Annotated in this window: 17 protein-coding genes and 1 tRNA gene; 11 read left to right on the top strand and 7 right to left on the bottom strand. The window is 68.6% G+C overall.

All coding sequences use genetic code 11. The features are described 5' to 3' along the window. The first annotated feature begins 222 nt into the window (after positions 1-222). From O5I81_RS20895 to queG, 3 genes are read left to right on the top strand one after another with little or no spacing between them, the layout of a single operon-like run. The gene (locus tag O5I81_RS20895) at positions 223-909 is read left to right on the top strand and encodes a glutathione S-transferase family protein (RefSeq protein WP_271066795.1); all 687 of its coding nucleotides are present in this window, start codon (positions 223-225) and stop codon (positions 907-909) included. A 48-nt stretch (positions 910-957) separates the two neighbouring features. Further along, on the top strand, positions 958-1,998 hold the full coding sequence (locus O5I81_RS20890; protein ID WP_271066794.1) for a hypothetical protein: 1,041 nt from the start codon (positions 958-960) through the stop codon (positions 1,996-1,998). Beyond that, positions 1,995-3,095 (top strand): tRNA epoxyqueuosine(34) reductase QueG, encoded by a 1,101-nt coding sequence (gene queG, locus O5I81_RS20885; RefSeq protein WP_271066793.1) that lies wholly within the window; start codon positions 1,995-1,997, stop codon positions 3,093-3,095. Before O5I81_RS20890 ends, queG begins: the two co-directional genes overlap by 4 nt. Before the next feature lie 285 nt (positions 3,096-3,380). Here queG and O5I81_RS20880 read toward each other — a convergent pair whose 3' ends face one another. Further along, positions 3,381-4,337, bottom strand: coding sequence for a complex I NDUFA9 subunit family protein (locus O5I81_RS20880; RefSeq protein ID WP_271066792.1), 957 nt, complete (start codon positions 4,335-4,337; stop codon positions 3,381-3,383). A 133-nt stretch (positions 4,338-4,470) separates the two neighbouring features. On the opposite strand from O5I81_RS20880, the gene O5I81_RS20875 reads away from it, so the two are divergent. From O5I81_RS20875 to lptB, 5 genes are all read left to right on the top strand, one after another. Beyond that, a tRNA-Leu gene (locus tag O5I81_RS20875) sits at positions 4,471-4,557 on the top strand. Positions 4,558-4,624: 67 nt separating this feature from the next. Next, the gene (locus tag O5I81_RS20870) at positions 4,625-5,242 is read left to right on the top strand and encodes a ribonuclease D (protein ID WP_271066791.1); all 618 of its coding nucleotides are present in this window, start codon (positions 4,625-4,627) and stop codon (positions 5,240-5,242) included. 22 nt (positions 5,243-5,264) lie between these two features. Next, the gene (lptC, locus tag O5I81_RS20865; protein ID WP_271066790.1) at positions 5,265-5,882 is read left to right on the top strand and encodes an LPS export ABC transporter periplasmic protein LptC; all 618 of its coding nucleotides are present in this window, start codon (positions 5,265-5,267) and stop codon (positions 5,880-5,882) included. Positions 5,883-5,890: 8 nt separating this feature from the next. Next, positions 5,891-6,406: an LptA/OstA family protein gene (locus tag O5I81_RS20860; protein ID WP_271066789.1), complete on the top strand. Its 516-nt coding sequence runs from the start codon at positions 5,891-5,893 to the stop codon at positions 6,404-6,406. 3 nt (positions 6,407-6,409) lie between these two features. After that, the gene (lptB, locus tag O5I81_RS20855; RefSeq protein ID WP_271066788.1) at positions 6,410-7,168 is read left to right on the top strand and encodes an LPS export ABC transporter ATP-binding protein; all 759 of its coding nucleotides are present in this window, start codon (positions 6,410-6,412) and stop codon (positions 7,166-7,168) included. Positions 7,169-7,345: 177 nt separating this feature from the next. Here the strand turns inward: lptB and O5I81_RS20850 are convergent, their stop codons facing one another. Both O5I81_RS20850 and O5I81_RS20845 read right to left on the bottom strand, forming a co-directional pair. Then, entirely contained in the window at positions 7,346-7,762 is a 417-nt protein-coding gene (locus O5I81_RS20850) for an SWIM zinc finger family protein (protein ID WP_271066787.1), read from the bottom strand. 22 nt (positions 7,763-7,784) lie between these two features. Then, the gene (locus tag O5I81_RS20845; RefSeq protein ID WP_271066786.1) at positions 7,785-8,189 is read right to left on the bottom strand and encodes a metallopeptidase family protein; all 405 of its coding nucleotides are present in this window, start codon (positions 8,187-8,189) and stop codon (positions 7,785-7,787) included. Between the two features lie 101 nt (positions 8,190-8,290). Here O5I81_RS20845 and O5I81_RS20840 point away from each other — a divergent pair, with 101 nt between their 5' ends. Then, a complete protein-coding gene (locus O5I81_RS20840) occupies positions 8,291-10,609 on the top strand; it encodes a PAS domain-containing sensor histidine kinase (RefSeq protein ID WP_271066785.1) in 2,319 nt (772 codons plus the stop codon). Between the two features lie 74 nt (positions 10,610-10,683). Continuing rightward, positions 10,684-11,127, top strand: coding sequence for a biopolymer transporter ExbD (locus tag O5I81_RS20835; RefSeq protein ID WP_271066784.1), 444 nt, complete (start codon positions 10,684-10,686; stop codon positions 11,125-11,127). 275 nt (positions 11,128-11,402) lie between these two features. Here O5I81_RS20835 and O5I81_RS20830 read toward each other — a convergent pair whose 3' ends face one another. The 3 genes from O5I81_RS20830 to O5I81_RS20820 all read right to left on the bottom strand — a co-directional run bounded on the left by O5I81_RS20830 (position 11,403) and on the right by O5I81_RS20820 (position 13,673). Continuing rightward, on the bottom strand, positions 11,403-11,723 hold the full coding sequence (locus tag O5I81_RS20830; RefSeq protein WP_271066783.1) for a 2Fe-2S iron-sulfur cluster-binding protein: 321 nt from the start codon (positions 11,721-11,723) through the stop codon (positions 11,403-11,405). Positions 11,724-11,759: 36 nt separating this feature from the next. Further along, entirely contained in the window at positions 11,760-13,004 is a 1,245-nt protein-coding gene (locus O5I81_RS20825) for an FAD-dependent oxidoreductase (RefSeq protein WP_271066782.1), read from the bottom strand. 78 nt (positions 13,005-13,082) lie between these two features. Continuing rightward, entirely contained in the window at positions 13,083-13,673 is a 591-nt protein-coding gene (locus O5I81_RS20820) for a hypothetical protein (RefSeq protein ID WP_271066781.1), read from the bottom strand. A 99-nt stretch (positions 13,674-13,772) separates the two neighbouring features. On the opposite strand from O5I81_RS20820, the gene O5I81_RS20815 reads away from it, so the two are divergent. Continuing rightward, positions 13,773-14,855 (top strand): DUF5694 domain-containing protein, encoded by a 1,083-nt coding sequence (locus tag O5I81_RS20815; protein ID WP_271066780.1) that lies wholly within the window; start codon positions 13,773-13,775, stop codon positions 14,853-14,855. A 292-nt stretch (positions 14,856-15,147) separates the two neighbouring features. On the opposite strand, the gene O5I81_RS20810 is transcribed toward O5I81_RS20815, so the two are convergent. After that, entirely contained in the window at positions 15,148-15,930 is a 783-nt protein-coding gene (locus tag O5I81_RS20810; RefSeq protein WP_271066779.1) for a succinate dehydrogenase iron-sulfur subunit, read from the bottom strand. Between the last annotated feature and the right edge of the window lie 28 nt (positions 15,931-15,958).

Genomic DNA, 15,958 nt, shown 5'->3' with positions numbered 1-15,958 from the left:
ACCGGCCGAAACGCTGCGTTTTGAGAACGAGATCACGCACCCCCTGGGTCCCGGATAGCCCGCTTCGCGGTCTTCCGGGATGACGAAAAGGGGCGGAACAGTCATCTGCGATTGGGCCCGCCAAGCGGAAGAGGGACCGCGTTTCGCAACCCAGTAAACGACGCGTTAATCCGGATAGGCGCAAAGCGGGTACGATTCGCTTTATAGTCAGCCCCGCCCCCCATGAGCGTCGAACGCACCCTCTACCACTTCCCCCTCGACCCGGCCTCGCGCCAGGTGCGGCTGGCGCTCGGCGAAAAGCGCCTGGCGTTCAGCGACCAGGTCGTCCGCTACTGGGAAGGCCCCGAGGAGCTCTTCGCGCTCAATCCGTCCGGCGTGCCGCCGGTGCTGGTCGAGGTCGTGAACGGCCAGCGGATCGTCGTCTGCGAAGCCCGCGCCATCCTCGAACACCTGGAAGAGAGCTATCCCGAACCGCCGCTGCTCGGCCGCGAGGCGGCCGAACGGGCCGAGGCGCGGCGCATCGTCCAGTGGTTCGACCGCAAGTTCGACTTCGAGGTCGCCGGCCTGCTGCTGCACGAGAAGATGGAAAAGCGCCTGCTGCGGCTGGGCGCCCCGGCCCTGGCCAACCTGCGGGCCGGCCGCGACGGGCTCAAGGTCCATATGCAGTATCTGGAAACCCTGCTGCGCGAGCGTGACTGGCTGGCCGGCAAGCGGGTGTCGCTGGCCGATTTCGCGGCCGCCGCCTACCTGTCGGTGATCGACTATTTCGGCGACGTGCCCTGGCGGGACTTTCCCGCCGCCAAGACCTGGTACATGAAGCTGAAGTCCAGGCCATGCTTCCGGCCGCTGTTGGCTGATCGCTGGCCGGGCCTCGCCCCCGCCGGCCACTACGACGACCTGGACTTCTAGAGGCGCCTCCCAGGAGGCGCCCATTTGGCGCCGGGGGGAGTTTTCGGGATGCGTATCTTCAAGCTGATGCTGGCGGCGGTGCTGATCGCCGCGCCGATGGCCGCCACGCCGGCCCTCGGACAGCCGGTCAACCGGGTCGACACCGAGGCCGAGGCGCAGAAGCTGCTGGCCGACGTCATCGCCTGGTCGGCGCCCTACAACCAGGTGATGGCCGACAACAACACTTTCGGCCTGGAAATGATCGACGTCGTCACCGAGGCCATGGGCCCCGAGCGGACCGGGCCCGAGGGCAGGGCGTGGATCCAGGCCTGGCTGGTCAAGGCCGACGCCGAGGTCGCCCGTCAGAAGACCGCCATCGCCGCCCTGCCGCAGATGCCGGCCGAGCTGGAGCGCCGGTATCGCACCCTGGGCCCCGACTCGGTGCGCCAGGTGGAGGGTTTCAAGTCGCTGCCCGGCATCGCCCGCGGCGTCATCGACGAGTCCGAAACCCTGCTCAACCGCCTGCGGCCAGTGCTGCTCAAGGCCGCCGCCGGCGACGATAACGCCAAGCTTGAGGTCGCACGCCACATGCTGGCGGGCACCCGGCTGGCGATCCGCAACGAGAACGCCATGCTCGACCTGTCTGTCGTCATGGCCAACCGCTCCGACCATCCGCAGGTGGCCCTGTCCAAGTCGGCCAAGGCGACCAACGAGGCGATGATGCTGGCCCTCGAATATCTGGAGCGCCAGATCAACGAGGAAGACCCCGACCCGATCGCCACCGGCAAGGCCATGCAGGCCAAGGTCGCCATCGGCCGGCAGGAAGCCCTGAAGGCCTGGCCGAGCGCCCGCAAGATTCAGGGAGAATTCTCCGTGATCCTTCCGGAGGGGCCCTTCCGGACGGCCATCTTCAGCGCCCTCGACACCATCGAGGAAAGCGGCCGGGTCGAGGTCGCCGTCGCCGACCTGCTCGGCAAGATCGCCGACCGACTGGCCTCTGGCGAGACGGACATGGACCCGGAAGGCAAGGTCTTCGAGGGTATCGAGCCGCTGGTCGACCGGCGCGGGGCCCTCTTTGAACAGCGGGTCAATCTCTTCAAGCAGCGATGACCCCCGACGACATCCGCAAACGGGCGCGGGCCCTCGGTTTCGATGCCTGCGGGTTTGCTTCGGCGGCGGACGCCTGGCCGGCGGGGGCGCGACTGGCGCAGTTCGTCGAGGCCGGTCGCCACGGCGACATGGCCTGGATGGAGGAGACGCTGGAGCGCCGGGCCCATCCGACCGCCATGTGGCCGGAAGCGAAGAGCGCCGTGGTCGTCGGCATGACCTACGGACCGGCGACCGATCCTCTGGAGGGCTTGTCCCGGCGCTCCAACGGCCTGATCAGCGCCTACGCCCGCGGCGACGACTATCACGGCCTGATCAAGGGCCGGCTCAAAAACCTCGGCGGCTGGATCAAGGCGAAGTTCGGCGGCGAGGTGAAGGTCTTCGTCGATACCGCCCCGCTGATGGAAAAGCCGCTGGCCGAGCGGGCGGGCCTCGGCTGGCAGGGCAAGCACACCAACCTCGTCTCGCGGGAGCTGGGCAGCTGGCTGTTCCTCGGCTCGGTGCTGACCAGCATCAACCTGCCCCTGGAGGCGCCCGGCGAGGACGCCTGCGGGACCTGCCGCGCCTGCCTCGACATCTGTCCGACGAGCGCCTTCCCGGCCCCCTACCAGCTCGACGCCCGCCGCTGCATCTCCTACCTGACCATCGAGCATGAAGGGCCGGTCGACGCCGCCCTGCGGCCGGCGCTGGGCAACCGCATCTATGGCTGTGACGACTGCCTGGCCGTCTGCCCATGGAACAAGTTCGCGGTGCGGGCCCGGGAGATGGGGCTACGGGCCCGGCCCGAGCTGGACGAACCGGCGCTGGCCGAACTGGCGGGGCTGGACGACGAGGGGTTCCGGCGGCTGTTCAGGAAGAGCGCGGTGACCCGCATCGGCCGCGACCGGCTGGTCCGCAACGTCCTCTACGCCGCCGGCAACAGCGGCGATCCGTCCCTCGTCCCCGTCGTCGAGGCCCGGCTGGCCGACGCCAACCCGGTCGTGCGCGGGGCGGCGGTCTGGGCGCTGAAGCGGCTGGCGCCGGCGCGGGCGGCGGTCCTGCGGGCCACGGTCGCGGAGACCGATCCGGCCGTCGTCGCCGAGTGGGATCAGGCCCTCTAGGGGCGATGAATATGTCTAGACATATTGTTTTTGGGGCCTTTTGAGGCTGCGACACCGACACCCGAAATCCCGGCGCCCGATGTAGCGCCATCGACGCCATTTCGACCTACATCCGGCGACAGTCGGCCTCCGTCGGGCCTACGCTTCAGGCTACTATCCCTGCGGCCCGGCCCACCCGGCGGGCACGGTTCCATCAATGTTTTCAAAGGGTCCTGGACCGCCTCCGGCCCTTGCCCCCGGAAGCGCGGTATAATGGTAGGCCGCTTCGATAGCGCGGCCGGCCGGCTAGTAGGCCCCTTCCGGCGTCTCGGCGTACTGGCCGCCCTTGCGGTAGCGGTAGAGGTAGGATGGGACGATCGCCTCGATCGGCTTGCCGACAATACCGAAGGCTTCCAGGCCGGGACCCGTCGCCACATTGTCGGTGCGCAGCAGTTCGACCTGGTCGCTGGTGATCGGCGGGGCGATGACCGCGCCGACGAGATCGCCCGCCATGCCCATCAGGGCGGCCAGCGGGAAAGGCAGCGGGGCCAGGATGCGTTTGCGGCCGGTCTCGGTGCAGACAAAGGCCATCAGCGCCTTGAAGTCGTGAACGGCCGGGCCGCCCAGCTCGATGGTCTGGCCGGCGAAGGCGTCGCTGGCGGCGGCCTGGGCGATGGCCGCGGCCAGGTCGCCGACGTAGATGGGCTGGAACTTCGTATGGCCGCCGCCGATCAGCGGCAGGGCCGGGCTCAGGGCCGCCATCTGGCCGAAGCGGTTGAAGAAGTCGTCCTCGGGACCGAAGACGATGGAGGGACGGATGATGACCGCGTCGGGGTACACCTCGCGCACCGCCGCCTCGCCCTCGGCCTTGGTGCGGGCGTACTTGGAGGCGCCGTCCGGGTCGGCGCCGATGGCCGACATCTGCACGAAGCGCCTGGCGCCCGCCGCCCTGGCGGCTTCGGCGACGTTGCGGGTCCCCATGCCGTGGACGGCCAGGAAGCGCTGGCGGCCGGACTCGCGCATGATGCCGACCAGATTGATCACCGCCTCGGCGCCCTCGACGGCGCGGGCGATGGAGGCCTTGTCACGGATGTTGGCCTGGACCACCGAGATCTGGCCGACGTCGCCCAGCATGCGCAGGCGATAGCCGCGTCCCGGCTGGCGCGCCGCCGCCCGGACCCGCAGGCCCTTCTTGGCCAGCGCCCGAACCACCTGCCGGCCGATGAAACCGGTGCCGCCGAAAACCGTGACCAGACCTTGCATGGCTTCGCCTATCCTCTGAACTGGCGCGGGCTTAGACGAGCCTGACGATAATCGCAATCTCGGCCATTGACCGCGCACAAAGCCTGCCGTAATGAGCGCGCCTTCGCGGCCATCCGACAAGGATGCCTAGCGAGCCCAGGTGGCGGAATTGGTAGACGCGCTGGCTTCAGGTGCCAGTGACTTAACGGTCGTGGAGGTTCGAGTCCTCTCCTGGGCACCACCGCTCTCTCTTAGTCTCGCAGGCGGTAGCCAGTATGGTATGACGCGGCAGTAGAGAGAAAAATCAGTTGGCCAATCACCTTCATATCGGCGACCTGCCGGCCGGCCTGTTCGCCGGCGTGACCTCCGTCGCCGTCGATTCCGAGACCCTCGGCCTGCGCTTCCGGCGCGACCCCCTCTGCCTGGTGCAGATCAGCGCCGGCGACGGCGACGCCCATATGGTCCAGCTCGACCGCGAGACCTATGACGCGCCCAACCTCAAGGCCCTGCTGACCGATCCGGCGGTGACCAAGATCTTCCACTTCGGCCGCTTCGACATCGCCATGTTCGAACTGCACCTGGGCGTCATCACCACCCCGGTCTGGTGCACCAAGATCGCCAGCAAGCTGGCCCGCACCTACACCGACCGCCATGGCCTGAAAGACGTGGTCAAGGAGACGGTCGGGGTCGACCTTTCCAAGGCCCAGCAGTCCAGCGACTGGGGCGCGGCGACCCTGACCCCGGAACAGCTGGCCTATGCCGCCAGCGACGTCCTCTACCTGCACGCCGCCAAGGCCAAGCTGGAGATGATGCTGGCCCGCGAGGGCCGCACCGCCCTGGCCCAGGCCTGTTTCGACTTCCTGCCGGCCCGCTGCACGCTCGACCTCGCCGGCTGGGAAGACGTCGACATCTTCGCGCACAGCTGAATCGTCCCTATCTAGGAACCCGATGACCGCCGCCGACGCCCTTGCCCACAGCCGACCCCGCACCGGGATGGAAGCCTGGCGCCGGCGCTCGGCTGTCATCCGGGTGCTGCGCTGGCTGTTGCCGGCCCTGATGGGGGCGCTGGTCATCGCCCTGGCCGGCTATTTCACCTTGAGCTCCATTCAGGCGCCCAATCAGCTGCCCAAGGTCACCCAGAAGGAAATCAAGCTGGTCGGGGCCCGCTTCATGGGCCGCATGGCCGACGGCCGCAGCTTCCTGATCGGGGCCGGCTCGGCCGCCCGCAGCGACACCCTGATGCAGGAGGTCATTCTCACCGATCCGGTCCTCAACCTGGGCGGGGAGACAGGCGCGCCGTCGCGGATGACGGCCAGGCGCGGCGTCTATGACGAGAAGACCCGCATCCTGCGGCTGTCCGGCGATGTCCGCATCGACAACGGCCAGGGCCAACGTATCGCCACGAACGACAGCATTATCGACACCCGGACGGGCAAGATCACCGGTCAGCAGGGCATTTCAGGCGATGGCCCGCTTGGCCAGGTTCAGGCAAACTCCTATGAGGTGGACCGGGAGACCGGACGCGTCATCATGAAGGGCCGGGTCCGGGCCCGAATCGAGAAATAAGGCAGACGATGCGCAAGGTTCATGTGATGGCGGCGGGCGCCCTGGTGGCGACCCTGGCGATGGCCGGCGCGGCGGCGGCCCAGATCGCGCCGCGCACCAACGCGCCCCTCGATATCGCGGCCGACGCGACCGAGACCTATCCCGAGGAATGCCGCCAGGTTTTCAAGGGCGACGTCGAGGCCATGCAGGCCAAGACCCGCCTGCGCGCCCAGGTCGTCAACGCCTATCAGGTCAAGAAGGGCGACGGCTGCGGCCCGACCGAGAAGCTGGTGGCCGAAGGCGACGTCCTCTACGTCCAGCCTGATCGCCGGATCAGCGCCCGGCACGCGGTCTACACCGCCGGCAACGACACCATCGTGCTGACCGGCGACGTGGTCGTCATCCAGGGCGAGAATGTCGCCCGGGCCGAACGGGCGGTCATCAACCTGACGACCGGCCAGTCGCAGCTGTTCGCCGGCGCCAAGGGCCGCGACAGCAAGAGCCGCGTGCGCGCCGTGCTGTTCCCGAGCAGCAAGTCGCAATAGAGCATGACGGACGTTTCGCAGGACAAGGGCGCCGGCCTCCTCGTCGAGAATCTCGGCAAGCGCTTTGGCGACCGGCAGGTCGTCAAGAACGTCTCCCTGCGCCTGGAACGCGGCGAGGTCGCCGGCCTGCTGGGCCCCAACGGCGCGGGCAAGACGACCTGCTTCTACATGATCACCGGCCTGATCCCGGTCGATCACGGCCGCATCCTGCTCGACGGGGCCGACATCACCGCCCTGCCCATGTACCAGCGCGCCCGCCTCGGCGTCGGCTACCTGCCGCAGGAGGCCTCGATCTTCCGGGGCCTGACGGTCGAGCAGAACGTCATGGCCGTGGTCGAGATGCGTGTCCCCGACCGCGACCAGGCCATCAAGACCACCACCAACCTGCTGGAAGAGCTGCGCATCGAGCACCTGCGCGCGGCCCCGGCTATCAGCCTGTCGGGCGGTGAACGCCGGCGGGTGGAAATCGCCCGGGCCCTGGCCTCCGAGCCGGCCTTCATGCTGCTCGACGAGCCCTTCGCCGGCATCGACCCCCTGGCCATCGCCGACATCCGCGAGGTGATCGGCTACCTCAAGGGGCGCGGCATCGGCATCCTGATCACCGACCACAACGTCCGTGAGACCCTCGACATCATCGACCGCGCCTCGATCATCCACGCCGGCGAGGTGCTGTTCGAAGGCTCCCCGCGGGAGATCATCGACGATCCGGAAGTGCGGCGGGTGTACCTGGGCGAACGCTTCGGCCAGCCGGTGAACGTCTAGGGCCCCCTCCCTCCCCGAATTGGGGAGGGCAGACGCGCGGTTACGCGCGTCGGGTGGGGAAGTCGGTCCGAGACGTTCGAGACCATCCACTGAGAAACCAAACCGGCGAGCGCTGGTGACCCACCGCCCCACCCGGCGCGCAACGCGCGCCTGCCCTCCCCATTCGGGGAGGGACGGCTACCCCTCCAGTTCCTTCAGCAACGCCGGATCCCGCCGCGCCCGCAGCGCCAGGTCGTCGGCGTCGTCGCGGCCTTCCATGTCGAGCATGTCGCGCAGGCGGGGGATGCGTTGGGCGGCCTCCTTGAGGTCGCCGTCATCGACCGAATTGGCCTTCAGCGCCGTCGCCACCACATGCTTGCAGATCAGCCTGGAGTCCTCGAAGTCGGGACAGGTACAGACCGCATCCTTGCCGTCGGCCTTCTTCATCTCGACCACATAGGCGATGCCGCGCTCGCCCATGACATGGGCCAGCACCCCGCCGGGACCGTAGTCGACCAGCTCCACCCAGCCATGGCCGAAGTAGTTCTCGCCGCGCATCACCCGGGCTTCGGGAACGCCGTCGGTCAGGGCGGGGATATCGAACAGCTGGGTCATCGGGCGATTCTAGCCGATTCGTTCACGCTTCGTCCTCGACCCGGTGCATGTCGTCGTCCGACAGGCCGAAATGGTGGCCGATCTCGTGCACCAGAACATGGGTGATCAGCTCGCCCAGCGTCACATCCCCCCGCTCGGCCCACTCGTCCAGCAGCGGCCGGCGGTAGAGGAAGATGCGCGGCGGCATGGGGCTGGGATCGAAGACCGAGCGCTCGGTCAGATCGGTCCCGTGATAGAGGCCGGTCAGTTCGAAGACGTCCTCGATGCCCAGGGCGGCCAGCGTCTCGTCGTCGGCGTAGTCATCGATGCGGACGATGGCTTCCCTGGCCAGCCGCCGGAACGGCTCGGGCAATCCGTCGAAGGCGGCCCCGGCAATGGTGGCGAAATCGTCCAGGGAGGGCGCGGCGGCGTTCGTCCAATCGGTCATCTTGCTGATATGGCTGCGACTTCGCCCAATCGCCAGCGGCCTCTTCGCGCGAAGCAGGCTACAGGCGTAGGGTTAACGGTGATTCGAGGGGCTTTTTCGCTTTGGGTGGATCCGACCTGATCCTCGCGGCGGCGACCGGTTCGGTCAGCCTGGCGATCTGCGCGACCCTGTGGGCGGTGGCCCAGCGCAGGGCCGGTGACGCGCGCGCCAAAATCCTTGAAGGCCAGATTGACCAACTGACCGCCGGGGCCTCGGCCGCCCGCGCCTCCTCCGAGGCCTTCGACTGCGCCCTGGTCGTCATCGACGAGGGCGTCGCCCGCCTGGCCTCGGGCGAGGAGGCCCTGGCCGCCTGCGCCGCCGCCTTCGACCTCGAGGACGAGGATCCGCAGGCCGTGGTCGAGGCGATGATCGGCGCCGATCCCGACCATGCCCGCCGCCTGCGCGCCCTGACCGAGAAGGGCGAGGCCTGCGCCTTCGAGGCCCGCGGGCCGTTCGGGGCCGTCTCGGTCGAGGGCCGCGCCGCCGGGGCCCAGGCCTGGCTGCGGCTGACCGCCCTGGCCGCCGGCGAGGCCGCCCTGCCGACCGCCGCCCGCCTGGCCAGCTTCCTCGACGGGGTGGGAGAGCCGGCCTGGATCGCCGCCGCCGACGGCTCGGTGCAATGGGCCAACAAACTGTGGCTGGAAGCGGTCGGGGCCGAAAGCCTGGCCGACGCCATGGCCCGCAAGCTCAGCCTCGATCCGGAGGCCGACGCGCTTGCCCGCGAGGCCGCCGAAAGCGGCGAGCGCCGCGAGATTGTCCGCCGCATAACGCTCGGAGGCCGCCGCCGGGCCCTGAAGGTCCGCGCCGCCCCGCTGGAAGGCGGCGATGTCGCCATGTCGGCCCGCGACCTGACCGAGGCCGAGGACGTCCGCGAGGCCCTCAAGCGCCACGTCGCCGCCCACGACGAGACTCTCAACCACATCGCCGAGGCGGTCGCCATCTTCACCCGCGACCGCAGGCTGGCCTTCCACAACACCGCCTTCGCCCAGCTGTGGAGCCTCGAGCCGGCCTGGCTGGCCGAAACCCCGACCCATGGAGAGATCCTCGACCGCCTGCGCCAGCGCCGCCGCCTGCCCGAGACCGTCGACTACGCCGGCTGGAAGGCCGGCGAACTGGCCCGCTATGAATCTCTCAAGGCCCAGCCGGACGACCTCTGGAGCCTGCCCGACGGCCGCACTCTGCGCGTCGTTCACCAGCCCCACCCGCTGGGCGGCGTGCTGCTGCTGTTCAGCGACATCACCGACGAGCTGAAACTCAAGTCCCGCTACAACGCCTTCATCCAGGTGCAGCAGGCGACGCTCGACAAGCTCAACGACGCCGTCGCTGTGTTCGGTTCCGACGGCCTGATGCGGCTGCACAACGACGCCTTCGCCCAGTTCTGGAACATTCCGGCCGCCGACCTCGAGGGGGCGATGGATTTCGAGGGCGTGGTCGAGCGCTGCCTGCCTCGCCTGCATGACCAGGTCTTCTGGACCGAGCTCAAGGGGCGCATCGCCGACCCCGATCCCAAGGCCCGCGCCCCGGCCTCGGGCGAGGCCCGCACCAGCGACAGCCGCATCGTCGCCTGGCAGTCGCGCCCGCTGCCCGACGGCGCCACCCTGATCGCCTTCGCCGACGTCACCGACACCCGCCGCCTGGAAAGCGCCCTGGCCGACCGCGAGAACGCCCTTGCCGAGGCAGAGCGGCTGAAACGCGAGTTCGTCGGCAACGTCTCCTACGAACTGCGCACCCCGCTGACCACCATCATCGGCTACAGCGAACTGCTCGAACGCATGGGCGACGCCCTGCCGGAGCGGGCCCGGGGCCACCTCGCCGCCGTCCGCACGGCCGGCGCCCAGCTGGGCCGCTCGATCGACGACGTCCTCGACATCGCCGCCATCGACTCGGGCGAGATCGCCCTGGAAGTGGCCGACGTCCGGGTCTGCGAACTGCTGAACGAGACGGCCGAGCGCTGGAGCCGCCACGCCGAGTCCGGCCAGATCGCGCTGATCGTCGACTGCGAGGACGAGGTCGGGCTGATCCGCGGCGATCCCAAACGCTTCGCCCAGGTCCTCGACCACCTGGTCGAAAACGGCGTCCGCCAGACCCCGCCGCAAGGCAAGGTCACCCTCACCGCCCGCCGGGCGCTGGGCGAGGTGCGCATCAGCGTCGCCGACACCGGCCGGGGCATCCCCTTCCACGTCCAGGCCCACATCTTCGACCGCTTCGTCGGCCGCGACCGCGGCGGCCCGGGCCTCGGCCTCGCCCTGGTCAAGTCGCTGGTCGAACTGCACGGCGGCTGGGTGGCCCTGGAAAGCGAGCCGGGGGCCGGGGCGGTGTTCACCTGCCACCTGCCCGAGGCGGCCCACATCGAGACCGGCCAGCGGGAACTGGGCCTCTAACCCCCCACTGCAATTGGGGTTTACAATATTAAAATATTACGCTCTTAATCTCACTTCGATGGGAGGAAGAGCTCATGGCCGCCAAACTTGCCGGGGCCGGCACAGGCCGGTTTTCGATCAGCCAGAACGCCGAGATCAACGTCACGCCGTTCGTGGACGTCATGCTGGTGCTGCTGATCATCTTCATGGTCGCCGCCCCGATGGCGACGGTGTCGATCGCGGTCGACCTGCCCGTCGCCAACCCGCCGAAAAGCGTCCAGCCGCCGAGGCTGACCATCGTCTCCCTGCAGAAGGGCGGGGCGGTCTATATCGGCGACACCCTGACCACCCTGGCGGACCTGCCCGGGGCGTTGCCGGTCTCGATGAAGGCCAACGGCATCCCCGGCCTGCCCCAGGCCCAGCGCATCGTCGTGCGGGCCGACGCCGAGGTGAAATACGAGCAGTTCATGGGCGTGGTGAACGCCCTGCAGGACGGCGGCTTCCACAAGATCGACCTGATGGCCGAAGACATCGAATAGGAACCCGAGGCGGAAGACCGGGTCCCTCGCAGCCGCGGGGGGATGGGGGCTCGCTTCACCGGTACAGCGTACCCGGCCGGTGAGGCGGGCCCCTGTCATCCCTCCCTCCCCGAATGGGGAGGGCAGACGCGCGGTTACGCGCGTCGGGTGGGGAAATCGGCCACTAACTTCTGAGACTGTGCGCTGAGATACCTCACCGGCGGGACGCAGTGACCCACTGCCCCACCCGGCCTTCGGCCTGCCCTCCCCATTCGGGGAGGGAGGGCTGGCGCGTCCTAGTGCTGGCTTTCCGGCATCCGCACGACCAGGCCGTCCAGGTCGTCGCTGACCTTGATCTGGCAGGACAGGCGGCTGCTCGGCTCGACGTTCTCGGCGAAGTCGAGCATCGACTCCTCCATCGCCGACTTCTCGCCGGTTTTGCCTTCCCAGGCGGCGTCGACATAGACGTGGCAGGTGGCGCAGGCGCAGGCCCCGCCGCAGTCGGCGTCGATGCCGGGGACGTTGTTCTTGATCGCCCCCTCCATGACGGACATGCCGTTCTTCACCTCGATGGTGTGTTCGGTTCCGTCATGCTCGACGTAGGTGATCTTGGCCATACGCTCCCCTTGGACCTTCTTCTTGGCGCGCCTTTTTCAGGCTGCGACCTCTTTCATGGAAATCGTCGCGTCCGCAAGCTTATCAATGTTCACTCGCGTGCGGTTTTCGATCAATTTTCGCCCCATCATGAACTCCGGCGGGGCGTTGACCGCCTCGACGGAGCGCACAATGTCGCCCTGCAGGTGGAAGACGGCGAACTTCGCCGTTGCCGGATCCCCGCGCAGCAGGATGCGGTCGGTGTCGAAGGCGATGCCGGCGATCTGCAGCTTGAGGTCATACTGGTCCGACCAGAACCACGGAACCTCCGGCGTCGGGCCGGGCCGGCCGACGATGGCGCAGGCGACCTGCTTGGCCTGCTCCAGGGCGTTGGGCACGCTCTCCAGCCGGAACATGCGGTCGTAGTGGGGCAGGGGCCGGTGGGTCAGGTCGCCGATGGCGAAGACATGCGGATCGGCCGTGCGGGCCTCTAGGTCGACCACCACGCCGTTGACGCACTCAAGGCCGGCGGCCTGAGCCATCTCGTCATTGGGGATGGCCCCGATGCCGACGATGACAGCGTCGCAGGGCAGGAGGCGGCCGTCCGACAGCTTGACGCCGGTGACCTTGCCGTCCGCGCCTTCAAAGGCTTCGACGCCCGCCGACAGCTCGAAGGTCACCCCTCTGGCCTGATGATAGTCGGTGAAGAAGGTCGACAACGCCTCGCAGGCCACCCGGGCCAGCACCCGGGGCTCGCGCTCGAGGATCACCGCCTCGGCGCCCAGCGCCCGGGCCGAAGCGGCCACTTCCAGCCCGACATAGCCGCCGCCGACAATGGCCAGCCGCTTGCCGGGGCCCAGCGCCGCCTTGAGCGCCTCGGCGTCCGCCGCCGTGCGCAGGGCCATGACGCCGGCCAGGTCCGCGCCGGGAATGGGCAGCATCCGCGCCCGCGCCCCGGTGGCCAGCACCAGATAGTCATAGTCTAGGGTCGCGCCGTTGCTGAGGGTGACCTGCCGCGCGCCGCGATTGATCGCCGTCGCCGTCGTCCCGAGGATCAGGCGGCAGTCGTTCTCCTCGTACCAGTCGGCCGGTTTGAGGCTCAGGGATTCGGCGTCGGCCTCGCCCTTCAGCCAGGCCTTGCTCAGCGGCGGGCGCTGGTAGGGCACCAGCGGCTCGTCACCGACCAGCACGATCGGGCCGGTATGGCCGTACTGGCGCAGGAAGGCCGCGGCCGAGCCGCCGGCATGACCGGCGCCGACGATGACGACCTTCGCAGTCAGATCGGGGGCCTGAAGTTCGGCCAACGCACGTCCCCTTTTGTTGTTGGCACGGAAAATGACGCCTGCGTCACCTTTGTGCAAGCGGCTTTGGCCACCTCGGTATTATCCCGGATGGACCAGCCAGAACCACAGATAGAACAGCAGCCAGCCTGACGTGAAGGCAGCCAACAGAATTCTTCGGTCGATCCGCTTTCGGAACACCCGGCCGACAAGGGCGAAGGCCGCCGCCACCAGCAGGAAGCGCGGCAGGCGCACCGGCAAGGCGGCCGGCGCGAAGGCGGCCAGAGGCGCGCCGCCCCCTTCCAGGCGGGCATGGGGCGCTAGCAGGGCGTAGACCTTGTAGGGCGTGCTGGTCAGCGGCCCCTTCATGGCGGCGATGAACCAGCCGTTGGCGTCGATATCGGCCTGTGCCTCGGCGATCATCCGGTCGGAGACGGCCGGCACGGCGGCCACGGCGCGATGGGCGCCGACCGGATCATGAGTGCTCCACAGGAAGATCACCGCCCCGCCGACCACCGCGCCCAGCGCCGCCCACAGGCTGGCCCAGGCGCCGGCTCTGAAGCCCCGGTTCATCGCCACCCAGCTGATCAGCAGGTCCGGCACGACGAAGAACAGAGTCGCCTCGGCAAAGCCCCAGAGCAGGCCCGCGAGCGGCCGGTGAGCGACCAGGGCCCGGCGGCGATCTTCATCCATGGCGGACCCTTACCGATTCTTCATTGGAGCGGCAAAGACCACCGTTCTATGGGCCAGGGGAGGCGAAGGCGGCCGGCGGCCGCCATGGGGACCGATCCTATGCGTTTGAAGCTTCTTCTGGCCATGGCCATCTCGGCCGTCTGCGTTTCGGCCCAGGCCGCGCCGGCCTTCGACCCTCGGGCCGTCAAGGCGGGCATTCCCGGGGGGCCGACCGAGGTCCTGGTCCTGGGGACCATGCACCTGAGCGAACTGCCCGACAGCTTCCAGCCGGCCTGGCTGGATCCGTTGCTGACCCGGCTGCAGGCCTGGAAGCCCGAGGTCATCACCGTCGAGGGTCTTTCCGGCCCCGAATGCGAAATGCTCAAGGCCTACGGCAGCCTCTATGCCGACGCCGCGGACAGCTACTGCATCCGGGTGCTGAGCATCGCGGGTCTCGGCCAGGCGGCGACCGGCCTGACCATGGCCAGGGCGGCGATCAAGGCCGAGGGCCTGCTGGCCGCCTGGCCCGCCGCCCCGACGCCGGCCCAGCGCCGGGAACTGGCGGCCAGCTTCGCGGCCGCCGGCGACATCAACTCGGCACTCGTCCAGTGGCTGCGCCTGCCGCCGGACGAGCGCAAGGCCGGCGAGGGGCTCAGCGGCGAGCTCGCCGCCGCCCTCACCACGCTGCAGGGTCGCCGCAACGAGAACACCCTCGTCGCCGTCCCGCTGGCCGCGCGCCTGGGCCTGGAGCGGGTCTATCCGACCGACGACCACACCGCCGACGCCGTCGCCGGCGGCCCGGACGCAGAAGCCTGCGGCCAGGAAATTCAGGCGGTCTGGGCGAAGATCGACGATCCCGCCTTCGCCGCCATGCAAGCCCGGCACAAGGCCATCGCCAGCGGCGAGGATCTGCTGTCGGCCATCCGGATCCTGAACGCGCCCGAGATGCAGCTGAAGGCCATCACCCTCGACCAGATCGGCGCCATGCGCACCCCGTCGGGCCGCCAGTGCGGCCGCAAATACATGGCCTGGTGGGAAACGCGGAACCTGCGGATGGTCGCCAACATCCGCGCCGCGTTCGGCCCCCGCCCCGGAGCGCGGGTGTTGAGCATCGTCGGCGCAAGCCACAAGCCGTACTTCGAAGCCTATCTCGACATGGTCCATGAAGTGCGGCTGGCCGACGCCGATGCGGTGCTGCGCTAGGCGGCCGCCGTTTCTCCGGTTGCGATACCGGCGAGGGCAAGTCCACTCTCCCGCCCGATTACCCCGACGAAAGTCAGGGCCAAGCTGGCAGGTTGTTGAAGGCTTGGCGCTGATCAGAGCAAGCGACCAAGCCGGGTGGACACTGGGCCCCGACTTTCGTCGGGGTAATCGGTGTGAGAGAATCCGCCGCTCCGGAAGAAACGGGCAGACTTGGACTATTGTGACACCTCAGGTGTCTTCCGACAGAATAGAGCGGGGCTATCAGCGCTGGATACTGACGACTGAGGGCCCCTTAGACCACCCGCTCGGCCAGCATCTTCTTGATCTCGGCGATCGCCTTGGCCGGGTTCAGGCCCTTCGGGCAGACCTGGGCGCAGTTCATGATGGTGTGGCAGCGGTAGAGCTTGAAGGGGTCTTCCAGGGCGTCCAGGCGGTCGCCGGTGGCCTCGTCGCGGCTGTCGATGATCCAGCGGTAGGCGTGCAGCAGGGTGGCCGGGCCGAGGTACTTCTCGCCGTTCCACCAGTAGCTGGGGCAGCTGGTCGTGCAGCAGGCGCATAGGATGCACTCGTAGAGGCCGTCCAGCTTCTCGCGGTCGGCCGGATCCTGGCGCCACTCCTTCTGCGGCATCGGCGTCTCGGTCTGCAGCCAGGGCTCGATCGAGGCGTACTGGGCGTAGAACATGGTCAGGTCGGGGACCAGGTCCTTGACCACCGGCATGCCCGGCAGCGGGCTGATGGTGATCTCCTTGGTCGGCACCTCTTCCCAGCCGTGGGTGCAGGCCAGGGTGTTGCGGCCGCCGATGTTCATCGAACAGGAGCCGCAGACGCCCTCGCGGCAGGAGCGGCGGAAGGTCAGGGTCGGGTCGATGGTGTTCTTGATGTGGATCAGCACGTCGAGAAGCATGGGCCCGCAGGCGTCGACATCGACGTCGTAGGTGTCCCAGCGCGGGTTCTCGAGCCCTTCGGGATCATAGCGGTAGATCTTGAAGGTCTTGACCCGCTTGGCGCCGGCCGGGGCGGCGAAATGCCGGCCCTTGCCGATGCGGGAGTTCTTCGGGAGCGTGAGCTGAACCATTAGGCGGGTACCTGAAAGGCTGAAGTCG

The organism is Caulobacter sp. NIBR1757 (genome assembly GCF_027912495.1).
In the GTDB taxonomy this organism is placed as follows: domain Bacteria; phylum Pseudomonadota; class Alphaproteobacteria; order Caulobacterales; family Caulobacteraceae; genus Caulobacter.
Note: the sequence above shows the minus strand (reverse complement) of the source record. Positions and strands in the feature narration are given on the sequence as shown.